This is a genomic window from Candidatus Pelagibacter sp. HIMB1509 (assembly GCF_052047855.1).
Taxonomy (GTDB): Bacteria; Pseudomonadota; Alphaproteobacteria; order Pelagibacterales; family Pelagibacteraceae; genus Pelagibacter.
This window is the reverse complement of the sequence record NZ_JBNAIU010000001.1, coordinates 379,841-400,391: the sequence shown is the minus strand read 5'-3', so window position 1 is coordinate 400,391 and position 20,551 is coordinate 379,841. Positions and strand designations below refer to the sequence as shown.

The following is a 20,551-nucleotide window of genomic DNA, read 5'->3' as shown; positions in this document are numbered from 1 at the left end:
AATGAAATATTTAAATTATTTTATCCAATTTATATTTGTAATAACTGCGTTTACTCTTTTTAAAATATGCGGATTGAAAAAGTCTTCATTAATAGGAGGGAAAATATTTGAAAAAATTGGTCCACTATTTAGGTCAAAAAAAATAATTCATAAAAATATAAAAAGAGCATTACCTGATTTAAATTATGAAAATTTAGAAACAATGACTAAGTTAATGTGGAATAATTATGGAAGAACTTTTGCAGAATATATTTTTTTAAGAGATTTTAGAATTGGCAAATTTTCCTCAAATGTTGAAATTGAAGGAAAAGAAGTTCTTGAAGAAATAAAAAAAAATAATCAACAAGTTGTTTTTGTATCTGGGCATTTAAGTAATTTTGAATTAATGGCAATGTTTCTAGAAAAAAATGGGATTAATTTATTAGCAATATATCGACCATTAAATAATCTGTTTCTAAATCCAATTATGGAAAAAATAAGACGAAAATATATTTGTAAGTATCAAATCAAAAAAGGTATTGGAGGAATAAGGGATTTAATAAAGTATAAAAAACAAAATTTTTCAACAGCATTAATGATCGATCAAAGGGTTTCGGAAGGAATTTTATCTCCTTTTTTTAAACAAAAAGCTTTCACAACAACAATACCTGCTCAACTTGTTAAAAAATTTAATGCACCCGTTGTTCCTGTTTATATCGAGAGGATTAAAGACATTACTTTTAAAATAACTATTAAAAATCCTATTTTCTTTCACAAGGAAAAAAGTATAGAAAATATTACAGATGAGCTAAATCTTGAACTTGAAAAATTGATATTAAAAAAACCAGAGCAGTGGATTTGGTCGCACAATCGATGGAAATAAATTTATTTTTTGTTTAATTGTTCTCTTTTTAGAAAAGCTTCATGATAAGAAAAATAAGGTTCTTGCAATTCGACATTCCAATAAGTTAATTTTTCTAAATATATTTTTTTTCCAGAAACTGCACATATAACATAATCTCCATTTTCTATAATATGGAAATTATTAGGCAAATATTTTAATTTTGCTAATTTTTTTATCATTTATAGTTTATATAGTTTTATATGAAAGTTGGAATAATAGGAAGTGGTGGAAGAGAACATGCTTTATGCCAAAGCTTAAGCAAATCATACAAAGTTGATGAGATATTTTGTTTTCCCGGAAATGCAGGGACTGCTTCTTTAGCAAAAAATATAAATATAGACTTAGAAAATTTTCATGAAATTAAAGAATACATATTAGATAATAAAATAGATTTAATAGTCATTGGGCCTGAAAAACCATTAGTTGAAGGTTTGGTTGATTATCTGGAAGAATTTAAAATTAAAGTCTTTGGACCAAATAAAAAAGCTTCACAATTAGAGGGCTCTAAAATTTTTACAAAGCAATTATGTGAGAAGTATAATATTCCAACAGCAAAATTTGGAATATTTAAAAATATAAATGAATCAAATAAATTTTTAGAAAAAGCAAAATACCCATTAGTAATAAAAGCAGACAATTTAGCTTCTGGTAAAGGGGTTTATATCTGTGAAAATATAGATCAAGCTTTTATAGCAGTAAAAGAAATATTTGATGGAAAATTTGGTGCTACTGACAACTTACTTATTGAAGAATTTTTAGAAGGTGAGGAGATGAGTTTTTTTACAATACATGATGGTAAAACATTTAAAAATTTTGATACAGCTCAAGATCACAAGAGAGTTTTAGAGGGCGATAAGGGTAAAAATACTGGTGGCATGGGTGCTTATTCACCATCAAGGCTTATAAATAAAAATTTAGAAAAAAAAATTATAGACAAAATTATTCAACCTACTTTGAAAGGCTTATCTGAGATGGGAACTGAATATAAAGGATTTTTATATTCAGGGCTTATGATAGTTGATAATGAACCTTATTTAATTGAATACAATGTAAGAATGGGTGACCCAGAATGTCAAACAATACTACCAAAACTTAAAACAGATATTTGTGATATTTTTATTTCTTGCTGCAAACAAAGGCTAAATGAAATTAATATAGAATGGTTTAGTAAAAAAAGTCTCTGTATAGTTATTTGCTCGAAAGGATATCCTGAGTCATATAAAAAGAATATTGAGATAAATAATTTAGATAAAATTAAATTAAATAGTGATAATTTTTTATTTCATGCAGGTACCAAAATAGAAAATAAAAAAATATATGCAATTGGTGGAAGAGTATTTAATTTTGTTTCCTTATCTAATAATTTTGCAGATGCTAAAAACCAAATAATTGATAACATTTATAAGCTAGATTGGAATTCCGGATTTTTTAGAAAAGACATCGGTTATAAAGTAATAGACTGATGCGAATTATTTCTGGTGAATTTAAAGGAAAAAAATTACTTGAGCCAAAAGATTTAAATACAAGACCTTTAAAAGATTTAACAAAAGAGTCTATTTTTAATATATTAAACCATTCGAATAAATTTAAGATTTTGACTAATAGACCAATTATTTTAGATATATTTTCAGGAATTGGTTCATTTGGTTTAGAATGTTTATCAAGAGGTGCGGATCGAGTTATTTTTATTGAGAACTATAAGCAAGTTTTATCAATATTAAAAAAAAACTTATCTAATTTAAAATCAATTGACAATTATTCTGTTATAGAAAAAGACGCTTATGATAGAAAAACAATAGGCAAACTTAATTATCGATTTGATGTAATTTTTTTGGACCCACCATATAAAGATAAAAATATAGATACAATTTTGAAAAATATTGAAACTGAAAAATTACTTAACGAAAATGGTATTATCATTTTGCACAGACATAAAAATTCAAATGATATGTTTCCCTCAAATTTTAAAATTATTGAGGAAAAAACATACGGAATTTCAAAGATTATATTTTTAAAATATTAAATTAAAATTTTTTTTGTCTCTTTTTTTATTAATTCTACTGCAGGTTGATTATATGGATTTAAATTTAGGCACTTTCCAAGCAAAATTGTTTCCAACATAAAGAAGCAAAATAATTCACCTAAGGATTTTTCATCTCGTTTTATAATTTCAAAACTTCTAAAAGGAATTTTTTTTTTTTTAAAAACATTTTCTGTGGCTTTCTTTTGAGCATAGATTACATTAGAAATATTTTTATTTTTCAAAAATTCATAATTTTTTAATAGCTGCTTATTATTTATTTTTTGAGATTTCTTTTCATTTACATAAAAAAAAGTAAAAAAATTATTTTGAAATCCATCTAGATAAAGTTGCATAACACTATGATTATCCTTAGGCATGTTAGAAATTATTGGTAAAATACCCTTTTTTTCTTTTCCTAAACTTTCAGCAACTAATTGTTGATACCATTTAAATAAATTTTCAGATTTTTCATCATAGTTTATGATAACCGAATTATATTTTTTATTTTTTATAAAATGAAGAATTGATGCAACACTAGCAGTAAGTTCATTTAAAAAATTTTTATTTTTAATTAACGAATTAAATTGTTTAAAATATTTTGGATTTAACCCCATTAGTTCCGCAGGTAACATTCCTACTTCTGACAAAACAGCATAACGACCTCCTATAAAATTATTATGATGAATAATTTCGGCTTTTAATTTTTTTGCTATCAAAGATAAATAATTTTTTTTATCTTCTGTGATAAATATATTATTATCTTTTTTTTTTATATAAACGTTCGAATTAACAATAGTTTCGATTGTATTACCTGATTTAGAAACAACAATATTTGTAAATTTTTTATTTTGAAATCTATTTTCATTTATTTGCAAATTATCAATAAATGTAAAATTTTTTTTAATTTTTTTTTTTAAAAATTCATAAATAGTTTGAGTTCCTAGAATAGAACCACCCATTCCAAATATTCTAAAATTTGAATTTTTTTTAAATTTTTTTAAAATTTCTTTATTATAAGAATTTTTATAATTTATACTTAAAGATCTCAAAATTTCATTATTTTCGTTTAACAGAATTTTTAAATTTTTATTTATTAAAGTTTTATTTTTTTTTAATTTAAAGTTTTCAAAATTAATTCTACTTGTAAACATTATTTTTTTTTAATTTTATCTAATAGATTTTCCTCTAACGAAGAATTTGAATTATCTATTTTTTCTTTTTCATCACTTTTAATTAATTTTTGTATTTCGTTAATATTTTGTTTTTTGGTCACTTCGCTATTTTCGGGTATTGGCAAATCACCGTAATTTGGTGGCATTACAAGTGGTGCTTTTTTTTCAATTAAAAATTCATCACTACTATTTTTTTTTTGATTAGAAAATGCTTTTTTTGCAGTTCCACAAGATGAAAGTAATAAGATTAAACTTAATAGTAAAAGAATTTTATTTTTCATAAATTTTTGAATTTTGATTTTCTATAATTTCTATAAATATCATAAAAATTATTCCTACTGTAATAAATATGTCAGCAACATTAAAAATAAACCAATGAAATTCACCAACATGAAAATCAATAAAATCAGGAACTGCTTTATAATAAATTCGATCAAAGAGATTACCGGTGGCTCCACCTAAAATAAATATAAGTGAATATCTTTTAAATCCTTTTGATTTAAACAATATGTATACAATTATTAAAATTATAAGAAAAATTATACTTGTTAAAATATTATATAAATTTTCTCTTAAAGCAAAAAGTCCAAATGCAATGCCTTGATTCCATACTAAAGTGATGTTCAAAAATTTTGAAATAAAAATATCATTTTCAAAAGATTTATTGTTTAAATAAATTACATAAATTTTAGATAATCTATCAATTAAAAAAATTAACGAAACTAAAAACAAATTAATAAAAAAAAAATTTCCTAATTTTTTTAAAATCATTTTAAATTCATAGAACAACTAGTTCTTTGACACGGCTCATCTTTAATTTTCCAACAAGTTGAGCACTTTGATCCCTTTGCTTTAGTTGTAGTTACGGTTATATCTACGTCATCTTTATAAACAACTTCAGCTTTTGATGTGATACAAATTTCAGAGAAATCAACATTATTTGCAATGTTTTTAAGTTTTTGATTAAGCATTATTTTCAAATCAGCTTCTAAACTTGAACCTATTTCTTTGTTAGCTCTTTTTTCCTCTATACTGATATTACAGATATTTCTAATTTTAATTAATTCTAACCATTTTTCACTCAGTTTATTATTCTTAAATTTTATAGGAAATTCTAAAAATTTTTCTAAATGAATACTTTTTTTATCATTAAATAGTAACCTGAAAATTTCCTCTGTTGTAAAAGATAAAATTGGCGCAAACCACTTCAATAAAGAATTAACTATAATATTTAGTAGTATTATTGTTGATTTTCTATTTTTTGAATCTTTTGGATCACAATAAAGATTATCTTTTCTAATATCAAAATAAAATGCAGATAAATCTATCGTACAAAAATTTAATAATTCTTTATATAAATTATGAAAATCATAATTATTAAAATATTGCTTAAACTTTTCGTTTAGAACAAAAATTTTGTGTAACATTAGTTGCTCTAATTCAGGCAACTCATCAACTTTAAGTTGATCAAAATCAACTGTTTCAAAGTTATCGTTTATATTTCCAAGTAAATATCTAAATGTATTTCTAATTTTTCTATAAGAGTCTGCATGTTGATCTAAAATTAAATAATCTATTCTTAAATCTTCTGCATAATTCGATGATGCTACCCAAATTCTCAAAATATCTGCTCCATATTTTTTTAAGATATCTTCTGGTGCAATCACATTTCCAAGCGATTTAGACATCTTTAGACCTTTGCCATCCACGACAAAACCATGAGATAGAATTGATTCGAATGGAGCTCTACCTCTGGTTCCACATGCTTCTAATAATGATGAATGAAACCATCCTCTATGTTGATCTGAACCTTCTAAATACATTGATGCTGGCCATTTAAGGTCATTTCTTTTCTCTAGTACAAATGAGTGAGTTGAGCCACTATCAAACCAAACTTCAACAATATCAGTTAATTTATCAAAATCTTTAGCTTTATACTTATCTCCTAAAAATCTTTGTGGATCGTCTGAAAACCAACAATCTGATCCCTCTTTTTCATAAATCGATGCAATATTTTCATTAACTTCGTCATCAACTAAAATTTCTTTGGTTTTTTTGTTAATAAAAATTGGTAAAGGCACACCCCATACTCTTTGTCTAGAAACACACCAATCAGGTCTAGTTTCGATCATAGATTTTAATCTTTCTTTTCCCTTACTTGGATAAAATGTTGTGTCATCAATGGCTTTTAATGCTTTATCTCTTAATTTATGACTTTCCATGGAGATGAACCACTGTGGTGTTGCTCTATGAACCAATGGTGCTTTTGATCTCCAAGAATGAGGATAAGAATGAACTAGTTCACCATTTGATAATAAATTTTTTTGCTCTTTAAGTTTTTCAATTACTATTGGGTTAGCTTTAAAAATATGAATACCTTCAAATAATTTTACATTATTTGTATATTTCCCATCACCATCAACTGTCTCTATTGCTTTTATTCCATTATTTAAACATAAATTAAAATCATCTGGTCCATGACTTGGCGCACAATGAACTATTCCTGTACCCTGCTCTGTCGTCACGAATCTTGCTTCTAACATTGGGATTTCAGTTTCATAACCTAAGTTTAAAAAAGGATGGTTACAAACAGTATCTTTAAACTCTTTTCCTTTAAACTTTTTAATCTCTTTATAATTTTTAATGCCGCATTCATTTATGACTGACTCAAGTAAAGCTTGTGCGACAACTATTTTTCTGTTTTGAAAATCTCCCTCATCATTAACTTGTAATAAAACGTATTCTAATGCTTCATTATAAGCTAAAGCTTTGTTTGCAGGAATCGTCCATGGTGTTGTGGTCCAAATTACAATTTCACTGTTTTCTAATTCTTTGATCTTAGACGACCTTACTGGAAAAGATGTATATATAGTATCTGACTTATGATCTTGGTATTCTACTTCTGCATCAGCAAGTGCAGTTTTTTCAACAGTTGACCATAAAACTGGTTTATAACCTCGATATAAACTTCCTTCTTTAAGAAATTTTCCTAGCTCTCTTACTATTTGAGCCTCCGCATCAAAGCTCATTGTAGAATAATAATTTTCCCAATCACCAACTACGCCTAATCTTTTAAATTGACCTTTGTGAATCTCAATCCATTTTTCTGCAAAAGATCTACACTCTTTTCTGAACTCAACTATAGGAACATCATTTTTATTTTTCTTATTTTTTTTGTATTCTTCTTCTATTTTCCATTCAATGGGCAAACCATGACAATCCCATCCAGGGACATAAATTGAGTCTTTTCCATCCATTTGATGAAATTTTACAATTATATCTTTTAAAATTTTATTTAATGCTGTGCCCATATGAATATTGCCGTTTGCATAGGGAGGGCCATCGTGTAAAATAAATTTTTCTTTGCCTTTACTAGATTTTCTCAATTGATCATAAAGATTTATTTTTTGCCAATAATCCAGAATCTCAGGCTCTCTGATAGGTAAATTGGCCTTCATAGAGAAAGCTGTTTTAGGTAAATTTATATTAGATTTACTCATTTAGTTTTTTTTGCAATATTTAAATCAGATTTAATTTGTCTTTTAAGTTGAACAACATTCTTAAATTTTTTTTCTTTTCTAATAAACTTTAAAAACTGCACTGATAAAAGCTTATTATAAAGATTTCCAGAAAAATTAAACAAATGCACCTCAAGTAAGATTTTTTTTTGATTAAATGTGGGTCTATAGCCAAGATTTGCTATGCCATTCAATTTTTTTTGATTTTTTTTCCTTAGTACTCTTACTGCATAAACTCCTGGCTGTGCTAAGACATAATCCTTAATATCTATATTACATGTTGGAAAACCAATTTTTTTTCCAACTTGTCTTCCCTTTTGAACCATTCCATCAATGGTCCATTCTCTTCCTAAAAATTTATTAGCTTGATTTAAATTGCCTGTTTCTAATAAATTTCTTATTATCGTTGAAGATACTATTTTTTTACTTTTTAAAAGTGGCTTTGGTTTGATTACTTTATAATTATAATTTTTTTCATTTTGTATAAGTAATTTAACATCACCTTCTCTTTTATTTCCAAATCTAAAATTATTACTTACAAATATAAACTTACAATTGAGTTTTTTATATAAAATTTCCTTTATAAATTTAGTTGATTTTATTTTAGAAAAATTTTTATCAAATTTTTTTGTAATTATAAAATCTACGTTTAATTCTTTAAGTAATTCTAATTTTTGATTTACAGACGAAATTTTAAAATTCTTCAATGAATTGTTAAAATACATCTTGGGCATTGGATCAAAATTAATCACACCAATTTTTGAATTATATTTTTTTTTATATGATAGAGCTAATTTAAATAATTTTTGATGTCCTAAATGAAGACCATCAAAATTTCCAATTAATATAATTGAATTTTTATGGTGATTATTAATATTGAAATTTTTATATAACTTTACCATTTTAATTCTGTTTGAGTAAAATTAACGATAGCTTCATACTCCTTTGAAACTTCAGTAACTCCTTTATTTTGTATCTCTTCTTTATGAATTCCGTTACAAACCAACAAGGAATGATAATTTAATAAGTTAGCACCCTTTATATCTGTATTTAAATTATCACCAATTGCCAAAACTTTCTTACCAATATTGTCTATGGACTGGTTATAAACCTCCGCATGAGGTTTACCAAAATAAATTACTTCTCCACCCATTTTTTCAAAAACCATAGCAACTGAACCTGCGCACAATTCTCTAATATTTCCTCGATCAACAATTAAATCAGGGTTAGTACAAATCATTTTTTTTGTTGTGTGTTTTTCAAGTAGGTTTTTATAATAACTTAAATCATCTTCATGGTCATCGAATAAACCTGTACAAAGTAAATATTCACTATCATTTAGTTCAGTTGATTTATTATTTTTAAATTCATTGAACAAATCAAAATCTCTTGGGGGACCTATATGAAAAAAATTCTTAGATTTGAAAGATGTTTTTAAAAAATTTAAAGCTGCCTCGCCCGACGTATAAACATGCTTTGTCAAATCTTTACTCATTCCCATTTTTTCTAAAAATTTATTCACTGTAGTGTTTGGTCTTGGAGCATTAGTTAAAAGAACAAAACTTTTATTTTTTTTCTTTAATTCATTTAGAGTTGATATTGCTGAGTTATGTAATTTGACACCATTATGAATAACCCCCCATAAATCAATATAAAATAAGTCATAATTATCAACAATTGACTGAAGGCCGTCTCGGTCTAAATTTTTAGTCATTATTTTACCTATAAACCATAATATTTAGATTTTCCTAGCATAATTACTCTAAAAAGATTCTCTAATCTTGAAATAGGCTACGAAATATCTATATGAGGCTCATATTTATATAGAATTATAAAGGAGATTTATGAAGTTTAAACCGTTACATGACAGAGTACTAATCGAAGTTTTAGACAGTAGTGAAAAAACTGCTGGCGGAATAATTATACCAGATACAGCTCAAGAAAAGCCTCAAGAGGGAAAAGTTATTGCTGTTGGTGGTGGAGCTAAAACAGAAGATGGAAAAACAATTCCAATGGATGTTAAAGTTGGTGACAAAGTTTTATTTGGCAAATGGTCAGGGACTGAAGTCAAAATAGATGGCAAAGAATATAGCATAATGAAAGAGTCTGACATTATGGGTATTTCAAGTAAGTAATTTAATTTAAAGGAGAAAACAAAATGGCAAAAGTTGTTAAATTTGATGCTGAAGCAAGAGCAGCTATGATTAGAGGAGTAAATATCTTAGCTGATACTGTTAAAGTAACTTTGGGTCCTAAAGGAAGAAACGTTGTAATGGATAAATCTTATGGTGCGCCTAGAATTACTAAAGATGGTGTTTCTGTTGCTAAAGAAATTGATCTTGAAGATAAGTTTGAAAACATGGGTGCGCAGATGGTTAAAGAAGTTGCTAGCAAAACAAATGATGAAGCTGGTGATGGTACAACAACTGCAACTATTCTTGCCCAAGCAATTGTTAGAGAAGGTGTAAAATACGTAACTGCTGGCATGAATCCTATGGATGTTAAGAGAGGAATTGATGCAGCGGTTGAAGTTGTAAAAGAAAACTTAGTAGCATCGGCTAAAAAAGTAAAAGACAGTGATGAAATTGCACAAGTTGGAACTATTTCTGCAAATGGTGATAAAGAAATTGGAACTATGATTGCAAAAGCAATGCAAAAAGTTGGAAACGAAGGTGTTATAACAGTTGAAGAAAATAAAGGAATTGAAACTGAACTAGACGTTGTTGAAGGTATGCAATTCGACAGAGGTTATTTATCACCATACTTTATTACTAATAGTGATAAAATGACTACTGAATTAGATAATCCTTTCATTCTTTTACATGAAAAAAAATTAACAAACCTACAACCAATGGTTCCTCTTTTAGAGGCTGTTGTTCAAGCAGGTAGACCATTAATGATTATTTCTGAAGATGTTGAAGGAGAAGCTTTAGCAACTTTAGTTGTAAACAAGTTAAGAGGTGGTCTAAAAGTTGTTGCTGTAAAAGCACCTGGTTTTGGTGACAGAAGAAAAGCAATGCTTGAAGATATTGCTATTTTAACAGGAGGTCAGGTTATTTCTGAAGATTTAGGAATTAAACTTGAAAATGTTAAACTTGATGACCTAGGTTCATGTAAGAAAGTTAAAGTAGATAAAGATAACAGTACCATTGTTAATGGAAGTGGTAAAAAATCTGATATCGAAGGAAGATGTGCTTCAATTAAACAACAAATTGATGAAACAACTTCTGACTATGACAGAGAGAAGCTTCAAGAAAGACTTGCAAAACTAGCTGGCGGAGTTGCTGTAATAAAAGTTGGTGGTGCAACTGAAGTTGAAGTTAAAGAAAGAAAAGATAGAGTTGAAGATGCTTTGAACGCAACAAGAGCCGCAGTTGAAGAAGGTATTGTAACTGGCGGTGGTTGTGCATTACTTTACGCTGCTCAAGACCTTAATAAGGTTAAAGCAAAAGGTGATGATCAAAAAGCTGGAGTAGAGCTTGTTAGAAAAGCACTTGAAGCTCCAATCAGACAAATTACTAAAAATGCTGGTGTAGATGGTTCAGTAGTTGTTGGTAAATTGTTAGAGCAAAATAAAAAAACACATGGATATGATGCACAAAGCGAAGAATATTGCGATATGTTCGCTAAAGGAATTATAGATCCTGTTAAAGTTGTAAGAACTGCTCTACAAGATGCTGCTTCAATATCTGGATTATTAGTAACTACAGAAGCGATGATTGCTGACAAACCTGAGGAAAAAGATGCTGCTGGTGGTGGAATGCCTGGTGGTATGCCTGGTGGTATGGGCGGCATGGGTGGAATGGGTGGAATGGGAATGTAATCCCACTACTCTAAAACTAAAATTTAAAAGGCCATCACATGATGGCCTTTTTTTTATGCAAAATTAAATTATGTCAAAAAGATACAGCGGAAAGTCATTTAAGGATTCGAGTGTAAAAAAGAAACCCAAATTAAGTTTTAAAGAAAAAAGGAAACTTAAAAAAGATAAACAAAAAAAGCCTAATTAATCACAAGTTATTTAAATTAATCAAGCCAGTAATGAGTTTTTTTAAGTTTTAATATCAAATTAAATATGTATAAGAGCCACAATTTATGAGCAACAATATAAGAAACATCACAATCATAGCCCATGTCGACCATGGCAAAACTACTTTGATTGATAATTTAATGAAACAAAGTGGATCATTTAGAGAAAATGAAGTTGTTGATGAAAGATTAATGGACTCTGGGGAACTAGAAAAAGAAAGAGGAATTACAATTCTTGCAAAACCTGCATCTATTAACTGGAATGACTCAAGAATAAATATTATCGATACGCCTGGCCACAGAGATTTTGCAGCAGAAGTTGAAAGAGTTTTGAGCATGGCTGATGGAGCTCTTTTATTAATTGACTCTGCAGAAGGAGTTATGCCTCAAACAAAATTTGTTTTATCGAAAGCATTAAAACAAGGTTTAAAACCAATTGTAGTTATTAATAAATTGGATAAAGCAGATCAAAGAGCTAATGAGGTCTTAGATGAAACTTTTGATTTATTTGTAAGTTTAGATGCAAATGAAGAACAATTAGATTTTCCTGTTTTATATGCAAGTGGAAGATCTGGATGGGCTGATCATGAGGTAGATGGGCCAAGAGAAAATTTAAATCCTTTATTAGACTTAATTGTGGAGCACGTTAAACCAGCCGAATTAGATAAAACCAAACCTTTTGCAATGTTATCAACATTACTTTATTCAGACAGTTTTTTAGGTAGAAGTCTAGTAGGTAGAATTACACAAGGGACAGCAAAAGCAAATCAACCAATCAAAGCTATTAATTTAAATGGTGAAAAAGTTGATGAAGGAAAATTAACAAAGATATTTAGATATGAAGGAACTAAAAAAGTTCCAATTGATGTTGGAGAAGCAGGAGACATTGTCGTTGTAGCAGGATTAGAAAAAGCAAATGTTGCTGATACAATTTGTAATTTGGAAGTTAATGATCCTATACCAGCGACTCCGATTGATCCCCCAACAATGTCGATTACAATAACTGTTAATACTTCTCCTTTGGCAGGTACAGAAGGTAAAAAACTTACAAGTACTCAAATTAGAGAAAGATTAGTTCAAGAAGCACAAAACAATGTAGGAATTACTTTTTCAGAAAATGATGGAAAAGATTCATTCGTTGTAAGTGGACGAGGTGAATTAATGTTAGAAATACTTCTTACTCAAATGAGAAGAGAAGGTTTTGAAATGACGGTAAGTCCACCAAAAGTTTTATATAAAACTGATAATCAAGGAAACAAACTTGAACCAATTGAAGAAATTACTATGGATTTAGATGAAGAACACTCTTCAAAGGTAATCGACTCAATGAATAGAAGAAAAGGTAAATTAATTGAACTAAAAGATACTGGTACAAATAAGAAAAGATTGATATTTCATGCACCTACGAGAGGTTTGATGGGATACACAAGTAGATTTCTAACTCTTACTAAAGGGGAAGGTGTAATTAATAGAATTTTCCATGACTACGGTCCTTTTGAAGGTGAAATGGAAGGTAGAAGAAATGGTGCATTAATTGCAATGGAACAAGGAAAAGCAGTAGCTTTTGCAATCTTTAACCTTCAAGCGAGAGGAGAAATGTTTGTTACTCATAATGATCCTGTTTATCCAGGAATGATTGTTGGATTATCACCAAAACCAGGCGACATGATTATAAATGTCATGAAAGGAAAAAAATTAACAAATATGAGAACACAAGGAACAGACGAAAACGTCGTTCTTACTCCTGTTAGAAAAATGTCAATAGCTGAACAACTAAGTATGCTTAACAGTGATGAAGCATTAGAGATTACACCTGTGTCTTGTAGATTGAGAAAAGCAATTCTTGATCCTCATGAAAGAAAAAGAAGTGAGAAAACTAGCGCAGCTGCTTAGTTAAATATTTTTCCAACTAAAAATAATCCTAAAGCTACACAGGGGCCAATTCCAAAAGCAAATATAAGTGTGCCCACTCCAACGGTCCCACCTAAATACCAACCAATAATTACAACTGTAATTTCTAAGAAAGCTCTTACCAAGGCTAAAGGTAAATTTGTTGTTTTTGTTAGTCCTGTCATTAAACCATCTCGTGGACCTGGACCAAGATTAGCTACTAAATAAATACCACTACCAAGTCCTACTAAAATTACTGAAAGAACTGCTAATAAGTATTTTGTAAAAAGAGATGAAGGTGGTTGAAAATAATTTAGAGTGAAATCAATCATGGCTGCAATCACGATGATATTAAATATTGTTCCAAGACCTGGTTTTTGTTTTAAAAAAATCCATAAAAAAAGTACTCCTACACTTACAAAAAAAGTTGCTGCACCAATTGATAAATTCGAGTTAAGTGAAATTCCTTCAGCTAATACTGACCAGGGTGAGTTTCCAGTTGTTGATAAAATTAATAAACCTTCTCCAAAACCAAAAATTGTTAAACCAAAAATTAAAAAAAATGATGTTGAAAATTTTGGCTTGAAGTTCAAACTTTCGTTTGAGCTCCAATTTACTTTTGGAATATTTTTTATAGATAGGAACATTAAATATTGATACTTTTAGATTAATTTTTATTTATATTATTATCATGAAAAAATTTTATACTATTATTATATTTTTTTTATTTACTTTTAACTCAAACGCACATGTTGGTCATTATAATAACTTCAAAAAAATTGAACTTGAAATCTTAAGAAATAATGAAGTTATAGGATATAATAATTATTCTTTTTCTAGGAAAGACAATAAAACAACCGTAAATAATAAATATAAATTTACAGTAAAACTACTTGGAGCAACTATTTTTGAAGTAGAAGGTTTTGGAGAAGAAAAATATTTAGGAGATAATTTAATTTCCTTTAAATCCAAAACACGTCAGAATAAAAAAGAAAAATTTGTAAATTTAATATTAAATAATCAAACTAATAAATTTGATATTCAAGGATCTTCTTTTTCTGGTGAAGCTTCTTTGAAAAATACAATTGGAAATTGGTGGAGCCATAAATTGTTACAGGCAGAAAGCCAAATTAGCCCTATTTCCGGAAGTATAAAAGAACAACTGGTTACATTTATTGGTAAAGAAAAAATCACAATCAATGGGAAGGAATTTGATACTGATCATTTTAAACTCACTTCTAAAGATATGACACTTCCAGAAGATAAAAGATTAAATTTTGATATATGGCTTGATAAAAAAACTTCAGTGATAGTTAAAGTTACCTATGAAAGAATGGGAAGTTGGGAGTATAGAATTAAAAATATTGAGTAATTTTATCTGCTTATTTTCTTGAAAAGATCATTGGCACTTATCCATCCCGCTTCTAGCCTAGGTCCAACAAACCAATCAGCACAAACTCCTAAATTAATTTTTGAGTTCCAATAACTTTTAATTTTTAAAGGTTTTGAATTTGATGAATACATCCATCCATGATTTAAAGAAAAAAGGATGTTGCTTTTTTTAATACCAGTAAGATTAAAAAATTTATTAATTAATATTTTAGAATTCAAATCTTTATTTTCTTTATTTTTCAAAATTTTTTTATTTGCCCACATTGCCGTACTTTGAAGTGTCCAAAATTCATTAATACTTTTAAATCTTAATTTACTATTTTCTCTAGCAGCCCAACCTAAAATTTGATCATCAAACAAAAAACTACTTATATTTTTTTTTGTTTTTTTTATTTTTATCATGACTGTAATATTTGCATCCATTTTTAATTTTTTTTTAATAAATGAATGATTAATAAATTTTTTTGCTAATTTAAGTAATTGAGGATGTGGGCACGTTAAAATGAGATTGTCATAAAATTTAATATCACCATCAGCAAAGGTAAGTTTCCATTGGTTTTTATTATAATCAATTTTTTTTAATTCTTTTTGAAAATTGCAATTAATTTTTTTTAATAAATACTTGCTAATATCATTATTACCTTGCCTACCAATTATTTTTTGATGATTTTTATTTTCTTTTATTTTTTTATTTTGAAAAATATGCTGACCCTTCCAATTTTTTAATATTTTTTTTGCTATGAGTTTTGTCGTAAATTTTTTAAACTCAGTACTCTTAGGGGAAATATATTGAACGCCATGATCAAAGCCTATTTTTTTATCTAGCCTTTTAAATGATGATCTCCCACCAGGACCTCTTGCTTTATCATAGAGATCTACAGAATGTTTTTTATTTAATAAATTTGAAATTGTAGCACCAGATATTCCTGACCCAATTACGCAGTAAGTGCTCATTTACCTGCAACTGTCATTCCCTCTATCATCATAGTTGGTGAGTTGATAGAATATTCAAAATCTAAATCACTAGCTAAAGTTATATTTTTGAACATATCTTTAAAATTTCCTGCAATTGTTATCTCATTTACTGGAAATTTAAATTCACCATTTTCAATTAAAAAACCTGTTGCACCTACTGAATAATCTCCTGTAACCAAATTACTTCCATGACCAATTGTTTCTGTTACATAAATGTGTTTTGAGTTACTTTTTAATAAGTCTTCGAAACTAACATTCCCATTATCAAAATACAAATTTGTTGTACCACCAGATCTTCCATTTGATTTTAAGTTAAGTTTTTTTCCATTGTACGTATCGACTAGATAATTTTTTAAGATACCGTTTTGTACAAGATTTAAAGTATCTGATTTTACCCCCTCTGAATCAAAAATTTGAGATCCAACACCTTTATTTATATCTGGTTTATCAATTACGTTTATTGTTTCTGTAAATATTTGTTCATTAATTTTATCTTTAAGAAAAGATGTTCCTCTAGAAATCGCAGATGATGATATGGCTCCAGCAAAAGCTCCTAACATTCCTTTAGCTATCCTTTTATCAAATATAATGCTTATTTTTTCACTTCCAATTTTGTTGGGGCTTAATTTTCTTATGGTTTGCTCAGAAGCTTTTTGACCAAGTTCTTTTGCACCCTTAATGTCTGATAGGTGGCGTTTGCTTGTAAATTCATAGTCTCTTTCCATGCTATTTTCATCTTTAGCAACAGTAACGCATGATGCACTAAATGAAGATGATTTGTATCCATCACAAAATCCATCAGTATTTGCTAAAATAAAATTAGATTTATTTTCAGTAAAACTAGATTCTGTATTTATGATTTTTTCTTCTGAAGATGCAACACTCTCAAGTTCTTTCAAATATTCAATTTTTTTTTCATTATCAAAGTGTGTTTCATCATATAAATTTAAATTTTTAATTTCTTTAGCTAAAAGATCTTTATCTGGTAAAGAATTAAATTCATCTTCAGGAGTATTTTTGGTTGTTTCAAAACATTTTTCTATTAATGTTTTAATATTATCATCTAATAAGTTTGATGAAGAAATTGAGGATCTTTTTTTTCCCAAATAAGTCTCAATGCTTATTGCCAATCCATCAGATCTATTAGACTCGTCTAAAGTATTATTTCTAAAATTTACAGTTTCAGAGATAGAATGACCTACTGTTACACTTGATCCAGTTGCACCTAATTTTTTAGCTAAATCTAAGCAATATGATGCTTTTGATCTTAAATATTCTTGATCCTTAACCATAATTTAAAGTTTAGTCCCACCTACTGTCATCTTATCGATTAAGATTGAAGGTTGAGCTACTCCAACAGGTACACCTTGTCCAGCTTTACCACAAGTTCCGATACCAGGATCCAACATCATATCATTACCAACCATGGAAACTTCTTTTAGAATTGACGGACCATCTCCAATTAATGTTGCCCCTTTTATTGGTGAACCGATCTTTCCATTATTAATTTCATATGCCTCAGTGCAATTGAATACAAATTTTCCAGATGTAATGTCAACCTGTCCTCCTCCAAAACTTACTGCAAAAATTCCTTTGTCTACTGATTTAATCATTTCTTCTTGAGTTTGGTTTCCGCTCAACATCATTGTATTTCTCATTCTTGGCAAAACAACGTGTCTATAATTTTCTCTTCTTCCTGACCCAGTCGATTTGGTATTCATCAATCTAGCATTTAATCTATCTTGCATAAAATTCTTTAATATCCCATTTTCAATCAATACTGTTTTTTCTGTTGGTGTCCCTTCATCATCAATAGTTAAGCTACCTCTTCTATTATCAATTGTTCCATCATCAACAATCGTAACTCCCTCACTGGCAACTTTTTGGCCCATAAGATCATGAAATGCAGAAGTTTTTTTTCTATTAAAGTCTCCCTCCAAACCATGTCCAATAGCTTCATGGATTAAAATCGCTGGCCATCCTGGTCCTAAAACAACCTTCATTTCTCCTGCTGGAGCAGGTTTGCTCTCTAAATTTACTGAGGCAATTCTAAAAGCTTCCTCACATACAGTTTTCCAATTGTCATCTTTTAGATATTCATCATAAGATTGTCTTCCACCTATTCCGTAAACGCCAGTTTCTTTTCTTCCATTTTTTTCTAACATCACAGATACATTAAATCTAATTAATGGTCGGACATCTGTTAATACTTCACCACCTAATCTTATAATCTCAATAGATTTTTGTTCACCTGCAAAACTCGTAGTAACTTGTTTTACTGATTGATCTTTTTTCCTTAGATACTCATTTACTTTATTTAATACTTCTAATTTAGAATTTAATGTTTTTTGCTCTATGGGATTAATATCCTGATAAAATTTTCTATTAGATCTTGAAATATCTTGATTGTAGGTACCTTTCATAGACTTAAGTGTAGATTTTAAATTTTCAGAAGATTTTTTTAATGAATCTTTTGATATTTCATTAGAGTGAGAATATGCAACAACCTCTCCTGTGATTGCTCTAAATCCAAAACCTAAATCTGAACTATAGCTTGAGCTTTTAATTTTATTATCATCTAGTAATATGGATTCGGATTTTGTATCCTCCAAATATAGCTCACCATCATCACAATTTTGTAATGTATCAGATACTATTGCATCAGCATCTTTTTTTGTTAAATCAGATTTGTCAAAAAAATTACTCACATACCTTAGATAGTGCTTTATTGTTAATTTTCAACTAATCATTTGGCGCATTTACATGCTTAATTTTAAAGTTAATATAATTTTATATGAAAGTTTATTTTAATAACTCTTGCAAAATCTGTAGATCAGAAATCAATATGTATAAAAAAGAAAATATTAAAGATATTGATTGGATAGATATTACCGATAACAGAGATGCAGAAAAAGAAACTTCCAAAAATGACAAAGAGCTTTTAAGAAGATTGCACATTAAAGAAAATGACCGGGTAATTGAAGGTGCAGAAGCTTTTCTTTATGTATGGAAGAGAATACCAAAATATAAATTCTTATATAATTTTTTTAAACTTCCTATCATTTTTACTATTTTTAAATATGGATATGAAATAGTTGCGTATTTTTTATATTTGAAAAATAAAAAACAATTAAAAAATTAATTAAGAAAAAATATCAAAATTTGACTCAATAAAGACATTGAGAGAATAAACATAACTAAAACTACAGAATACATAAGAGTAATAATTTTATTTCTTTTTCTTCTTAGTCTTACAAAATTTTTATCATCTAAATCTGATATGTCCCTTTCTCCATCAACTTCATAATCATAACTCCATCTCCAAGTTGATTGTCCTAGCCTTTCATCTTGACTATTAAAATATCTGATCCAAGCAAGGATATAACTTAACAGAGTATATAAAATCGCCATCGCAATTATTCCATAAAACATAACTAATAATACTTAAATTAAACGTAATAATTAATTGTTATTTTTGGCTCTTTTTCTTGCAATTAATTGAGTTAAAGAATCCACCATCGTATCTGAAGCTTTAAATATTTCATTATTTTTGAATTCATGAGAGATATTTTTCTCAGGATTAGTTTTATCTTCAATGACTATACCTTCGTCAGGAGAATTATTTTTAATATAAATTAATAATAACCATTCCTCATCAGGGGCTTCATCCCATTTAACAAATATTTCACCTGTTTCAAATCTTCTATCGATACATCGAAAAATAGACATGTGTCTTGTGATGTGTCTTTTATTTAATTGGAAAACTAAACTGCTTGCACTTCTATAAAAGCTTTCAAGAGCAAACTCGATTTTTTGCCTTGCTAAAGTATATTCTTTTTCTTTCCTTAATAATGTTTCTCTATCTTCGTCACCTTGAATTTTAACTCCTAAGGCCTCTACTCTCTCTCTTATTTTTTGATCCCTGATTATTCGATATTTCTCTTTTAACTTTTCAATTCTCTGTTGAAGTCCTGCATAATCTTCTCTTTTTTCTTTTAGTGATATTTTTTCTAATTTTTCTAATTCTTTAACTTCTCTTACTCTAAATTTTTCAATCTGTTTTTCTAATTTTAATTGTTGTAAAAATTTTTTCTGCTTTTCAGCTTGTTCAATTCTTAATAAAGCCTGTTCTTTTCTTAGAAATAACTTAATTTCTTTTGTTCTTTGTTTCTCTAGTCTAATTTCTTCTTTTAATACTTGTTCATTTAGTTTTAGCTTTAATTCTTGCTCTTTTTGCTTCTCTTGCTGTATGGCTAATTTTTCCTGTCTTTCTTTTTCCAGTTTTTCAAGTTTTATTCTTCTCTGCTCTTCTTTTTTAAGATCCTTATAATTACTGATTGTTTCAGAAATTTTATCAAAAAATGCTTGGATATATTTTTCTATATTAATATTTATTTTAAATTTGAATTCAGGTTTAAGTGAATTTTGAAAATTAATTATTTTTAATAAAAAACTTTTTTTTTTAGTTTTTCTAATAACTATTTTTTTTGTTTTAACTATTAAATTATTTTTTTTTTTAGTTTTTCTTTTATTACTTTTGTTAATCTTAGATTTTGTTTTTTTAACTTTAGAAATTTTTTTAGATTTTTTAGATTTTAACTGAGATTTTTTTTTACTTTTTTTAACAGATTTAATTTGTTTTTTTTTTATTTTTTTCATTTAACTGAAA

At 27.8% G+C, this 20,551-nt stretch carries 21 protein-coding genes; 8 read left to right on the top strand and 13 right to left on the bottom strand.

The annotated features are described in order from the left end of the window. Position 1 precedes the first annotated feature (1 nt). The gene (locus ACTTBO_RS02065) at positions 2-862 is read left to right on the top strand and encodes a lysophospholipid acyltransferase family protein (RefSeq protein ID WP_440656081.1); all 861 of its coding nucleotides are present in this window, start codon (positions 2-4) and stop codon (positions 860-862) included. Between the two features lie 2 nt (positions 863-864). Here the strand turns inward: ACTTBO_RS02065 and ACTTBO_RS02060 are convergent, their stop codons facing one another. Beyond that, positions 865-1,062 carry a DUF2093 domain-containing protein gene (locus tag ACTTBO_RS02060; RefSeq protein WP_440656079.1) on the bottom strand — a complete coding sequence of 66 codons (198 nt, stop codon included), beginning with the start codon at positions 1,060-1,062 and terminating at the stop codon, positions 865-867. A gap of 21 nt (positions 1,063-1,083) precedes the next feature. Between ACTTBO_RS02060 and purD the strand changes: the two genes are divergently transcribed. Next, on the top strand, positions 1,084-2,346 hold the full coding sequence (gene purD, locus ACTTBO_RS02055) for a phosphoribosylamine--glycine ligase (RefSeq protein ID WP_440656077.1): 1,263 nt from the start codon (positions 1,084-1,086) through the stop codon (positions 2,344-2,346). Then, on the top strand, positions 2,346-2,906 hold the full coding sequence (gene rsmD / locus ACTTBO_RS02050; RefSeq protein WP_440656075.1) for a 16S rRNA (guanine(966)-N(2))-methyltransferase RsmD: 561 nt from the start codon (positions 2,346-2,348) through the stop codon (positions 2,904-2,906). The genes purD and rsmD overlap by 1 nt, the downstream gene beginning before the upstream one ends. Here rsmD and ACTTBO_RS02045 read toward each other — a convergent pair. The 6 genes from ACTTBO_RS02045 to ACTTBO_RS02020 are packed head-to-tail and all read right to left on the bottom strand — an operon-like array spanning position 2,903 to position 9,310. Further along, positions 2,903-4,057, bottom strand: a complete 1,155-nt coding sequence (locus ACTTBO_RS02045) for a glucose-6-phosphate isomerase (RefSeq protein WP_440656073.1) — start codon at positions 4,055-4,057, stop codon at positions 2,903-2,905. The two genes, rsmD and ACTTBO_RS02045, sit on opposite strands and share 4 nt — an antisense overlap. Continuing rightward, positions 4,057-4,359, bottom strand: coding sequence for a DUF3035 domain-containing protein (locus tag ACTTBO_RS02040; RefSeq protein ID WP_440656072.1), 303 nt, complete (start codon positions 4,357-4,359; stop codon positions 4,057-4,059). Before ACTTBO_RS02040 ends, ACTTBO_RS02045 begins: the two co-directional genes overlap by 1 nt. Then, positions 4,349-4,849: a signal peptidase II gene (lspA, locus tag ACTTBO_RS02035; RefSeq protein WP_440656070.1), complete on the bottom strand. Its 501-nt coding sequence runs from the start codon at positions 4,847-4,849 to the stop codon at positions 4,349-4,351. The genes ACTTBO_RS02040 and lspA overlap by 11 nt, the downstream gene beginning before the upstream one ends. Continuing rightward, positions 4,846-7,578 carry an isoleucine--tRNA ligase gene (gene ileS / locus ACTTBO_RS02030; RefSeq protein WP_440656068.1) on the bottom strand — a complete coding sequence of 911 codons (2,733 nt, stop codon included), beginning with the start codon at positions 7,576-7,578 and terminating at the stop codon, positions 4,846-4,848. The genes lspA and ileS overlap by 4 nt, the downstream gene beginning before the upstream one ends. Then, positions 7,575-8,498, bottom strand: a complete 924-nt coding sequence (locus ACTTBO_RS02025) for a bifunctional riboflavin kinase/FAD synthetase (protein ID WP_440656066.1) — start codon at positions 8,496-8,498, stop codon at positions 7,575-7,577. Before ACTTBO_RS02025 ends, ileS begins: the two co-directional genes overlap by 4 nt. After that, positions 8,492-9,310 (bottom strand): TIGR01459 family HAD-type hydrolase, encoded by an 819-nt coding sequence (locus ACTTBO_RS02020; RefSeq protein WP_440656064.1) that lies wholly within the window; start codon positions 9,308-9,310, stop codon positions 8,492-8,494. Before ACTTBO_RS02020 ends, ACTTBO_RS02025 begins: the two co-directional genes overlap by 7 nt. A 130-nt stretch (positions 9,311-9,440) precedes the next feature. Between ACTTBO_RS02020 and groES the strand changes: the two genes are divergently transcribed. The 3 genes from groES to typA all read left to right on the top strand — a co-directional run bounded on the left by groES (position 9,441) and on the right by typA (position 13,518). After that, positions 9,441-9,731 carry a co-chaperone GroES gene (gene groES, locus ACTTBO_RS02015; protein WP_440633030.1) on the top strand — a complete coding sequence of 97 codons (291 nt, stop codon included), beginning with the start codon at positions 9,441-9,443 and terminating at the stop codon, positions 9,729-9,731. 23 nt (positions 9,732-9,754) lie between these two features. Then, entirely contained in the window at positions 9,755-11,419 is a 1,665-nt protein-coding gene (gene groL, locus ACTTBO_RS02010; RefSeq protein WP_075506444.1) for a chaperonin GroEL, read from the top strand. A 272-nt stretch (positions 11,420-11,691) separates the two neighbouring features. Continuing rightward, positions 11,692-13,518, top strand: a complete 1,827-nt coding sequence (gene typA, locus ACTTBO_RS02005) for a translational GTPase TypA (RefSeq protein ID WP_440656063.1) — start codon at positions 11,692-11,694, stop codon at positions 13,516-13,518. Here the strand turns inward: typA and yczE are convergent. After that, the gene (yczE, locus tag ACTTBO_RS02000; protein ID WP_440656061.1) at positions 13,515-14,162 is read right to left on the bottom strand and encodes a membrane protein YczE; all 648 of its coding nucleotides are present in this window, start codon (positions 14,160-14,162) and stop codon (positions 13,515-13,517) included. The two genes, typA and yczE, sit on opposite strands and share 4 nt — an antisense overlap. Before the next feature lie 44 nt (positions 14,163-14,206). Between yczE and ACTTBO_RS01995 the strand changes: the two genes are divergently transcribed. Further along, positions 14,207-14,887, top strand: a complete 681-nt coding sequence (locus ACTTBO_RS01995) for a DUF6134 family protein (protein ID WP_440656059.1) — start codon at positions 14,207-14,209, stop codon at positions 14,885-14,887. 2 nt (positions 14,888-14,889) lie between these two features. Here the strand turns inward: ACTTBO_RS01995 and ACTTBO_RS01990 are convergent, their stop codons facing one another. Genes ACTTBO_RS01990 through tldD form a run of 3 tightly spaced genes read right to left on the bottom strand, consistent with a single transcriptional unit; the run spans position 14,890 to position 18,590 of the window. Further along, complete coding sequence (locus ACTTBO_RS01990) at positions 14,890-15,861, bottom strand: NAD(P)-binding protein (RefSeq protein WP_440656057.1); 972 nt, start codon at positions 15,859-15,861, stop codon at positions 14,890-14,892. Next, positions 15,858-17,174 (bottom strand): TldD/PmbA family protein, encoded by a 1,317-nt coding sequence (locus tag ACTTBO_RS01985; protein ID WP_440656055.1) that lies wholly within the window; start codon positions 17,172-17,174, stop codon positions 15,858-15,860. Before ACTTBO_RS01985 ends, ACTTBO_RS01990 begins: the two co-directional genes overlap by 4 nt. A 3-nt stretch (positions 17,175-17,177) precedes the next feature. After that, complete coding sequence (tldD, locus tag ACTTBO_RS01980) at positions 17,178-18,590, bottom strand: metalloprotease TldD (RefSeq protein WP_440656053.1); 1,413 nt, start codon at positions 18,588-18,590, stop codon at positions 17,178-17,180. Between the two features lie 86 nt (positions 18,591-18,676). Here tldD and ACTTBO_RS01975 point away from each other — a divergent pair, with 86 nt between their 5' ends. Next, positions 18,677-19,024, top strand: a complete 348-nt coding sequence (locus ACTTBO_RS01975; protein WP_440656052.1) for a DCC1-like thiol-disulfide oxidoreductase family protein — start codon at positions 18,677-18,679, stop codon at positions 19,022-19,024. On the opposite strand, the gene ACTTBO_RS01970 is transcribed toward ACTTBO_RS01975, so the two are convergent. Together ACTTBO_RS01970 and ACTTBO_RS01965 are read right to left on the bottom strand one after the other, a co-directional pair. Next, positions 19,021-19,314, bottom strand: coding sequence for a hypothetical protein (locus ACTTBO_RS01970; protein ID WP_440656050.1), 294 nt, complete (start codon positions 19,312-19,314; stop codon positions 19,021-19,023). The genes ACTTBO_RS01975 and ACTTBO_RS01970 overlap by 4 nt on opposite strands. Before the next feature lie 30 nt (positions 19,315-19,344). Further along, positions 19,345-20,541 (bottom strand): hypothetical protein, encoded by a 1,197-nt coding sequence (locus ACTTBO_RS01965; protein WP_440656049.1) that lies wholly within the window; start codon positions 20,539-20,541, stop codon positions 19,345-19,347. Between the last annotated feature and the right edge of the window lie 10 nt (positions 20,542-20,551).

Excerpts from the sequence above, each read along its gene's own strand:
- ACTTBO_RS02065 (WP_440656081.1), top strand. The coding sequence starts at position 2 with ATGAAATATTTAAATTATTTTATCCAATTTATATTTGTAATAACTGCG.
- ACTTBO_RS02060 (WP_440656079.1), bottom strand. The coding sequence starts at position 1,062 with ATGATAAAAAAATTAGCAAAATTAAAATATTTGCCTAATAATTTCCAT.
- purD (WP_440656077.1), top strand. The coding sequence starts at position 1,084 with ATGAAAGTTGGAATAATAGGAAGTGGTGGAAGAGAACATGCTTTATGC.
- rsmD (WP_440656075.1), top strand. The coding sequence starts at position 2,346 with ATGCGAATTATTTCTGGTGAATTTAAAGGAAAAAAATTACTTGAGCCA.
- ACTTBO_RS02045 (WP_440656073.1), bottom strand. The coding sequence starts at position 4,057 with ATGTTTACAAGTAGAATTAATTTTGAAAACTTTAAATTAAAAAAAAAT.
- ACTTBO_RS02040 (WP_440656072.1), bottom strand. The coding sequence starts at position 4,359 with ATGAAAAATAAAATTCTTTTACTATTAAGTTTAATCTTATTACTTTCA.
- lspA (WP_440656070.1), bottom strand. The coding sequence starts at position 4,849 with ATGATTTTAAAAAAATTAGGAAATTTTTTTTTTATTAATTTGTTTTTA.
- ileS (WP_440656068.1), bottom strand. The coding sequence starts at position 7,578 with ATGAGTAAATCTAATATAAATTTACCTAAAACAGCTTTCTCTATGAAG.
- ACTTBO_RS02025 (WP_440656066.1), bottom strand. The coding sequence starts at position 8,498 with ATGGTAAAGTTATATAAAAATTTCAATATTAATAATCACCATAAAAAT.
- ACTTBO_RS02020 (WP_440656064.1), bottom strand. The coding sequence starts at position 9,310 with ATGACTAAAAATTTAGACCGAGACGGCCTTCAGTCAATTGTTGATAAT.
- groES (WP_440633030.1), top strand. The coding sequence starts at position 9,441 with ATGAAGTTTAAACCGTTACATGACAGAGTACTAATCGAAGTTTTAGAC.
- groL (WP_075506444.1), top strand. The coding sequence starts at position 9,755 with ATGGCAAAAGTTGTTAAATTTGATGCTGAAGCAAGAGCAGCTATGATT.
- typA (WP_440656063.1), top strand. The coding sequence starts at position 11,692 with ATGAGCAACAATATAAGAAACATCACAATCATAGCCCATGTCGACCAT.
- yczE (WP_440656061.1), bottom strand. The coding sequence starts at position 14,162 with ATGTTCCTATCTATAAAAAATATTCCAAAAGTAAATTGGAGCTCAAAC.
- ACTTBO_RS01995 (WP_440656059.1), top strand. The coding sequence starts at position 14,207 with ATGAAAAAATTTTATACTATTATTATATTTTTTTTATTTACTTTTAAC.
- ACTTBO_RS01990 (WP_440656057.1), bottom strand. The coding sequence starts at position 15,861 with ATGAGCACTTACTGCGTAATTGGGTCAGGAATATCTGGTGCTACAATT.
- ACTTBO_RS01985 (WP_440656055.1), bottom strand. The coding sequence starts at position 17,174 with ATGGTTAAGGATCAAGAATATTTAAGATCAAAAGCATCATATTGCTTA.
- ACTTBO_RS01975 (WP_440656052.1), top strand. The coding sequence starts at position 18,677 with ATGAAAGTTTATTTTAATAACTCTTGCAAAATCTGTAGATCAGAAATC.
- ACTTBO_RS01970 (WP_440656050.1), bottom strand. The coding sequence starts at position 19,314 with ATGTTTTATGGAATAATTGCGATGGCGATTTTATATACTCTGTTAAGT.
- ACTTBO_RS01965 (WP_440656049.1), bottom strand. The coding sequence starts at position 20,541 with ATGAAAAAAATAAAAAAAAAACAAATTAAATCTGTTAAAAAAAGTAAA.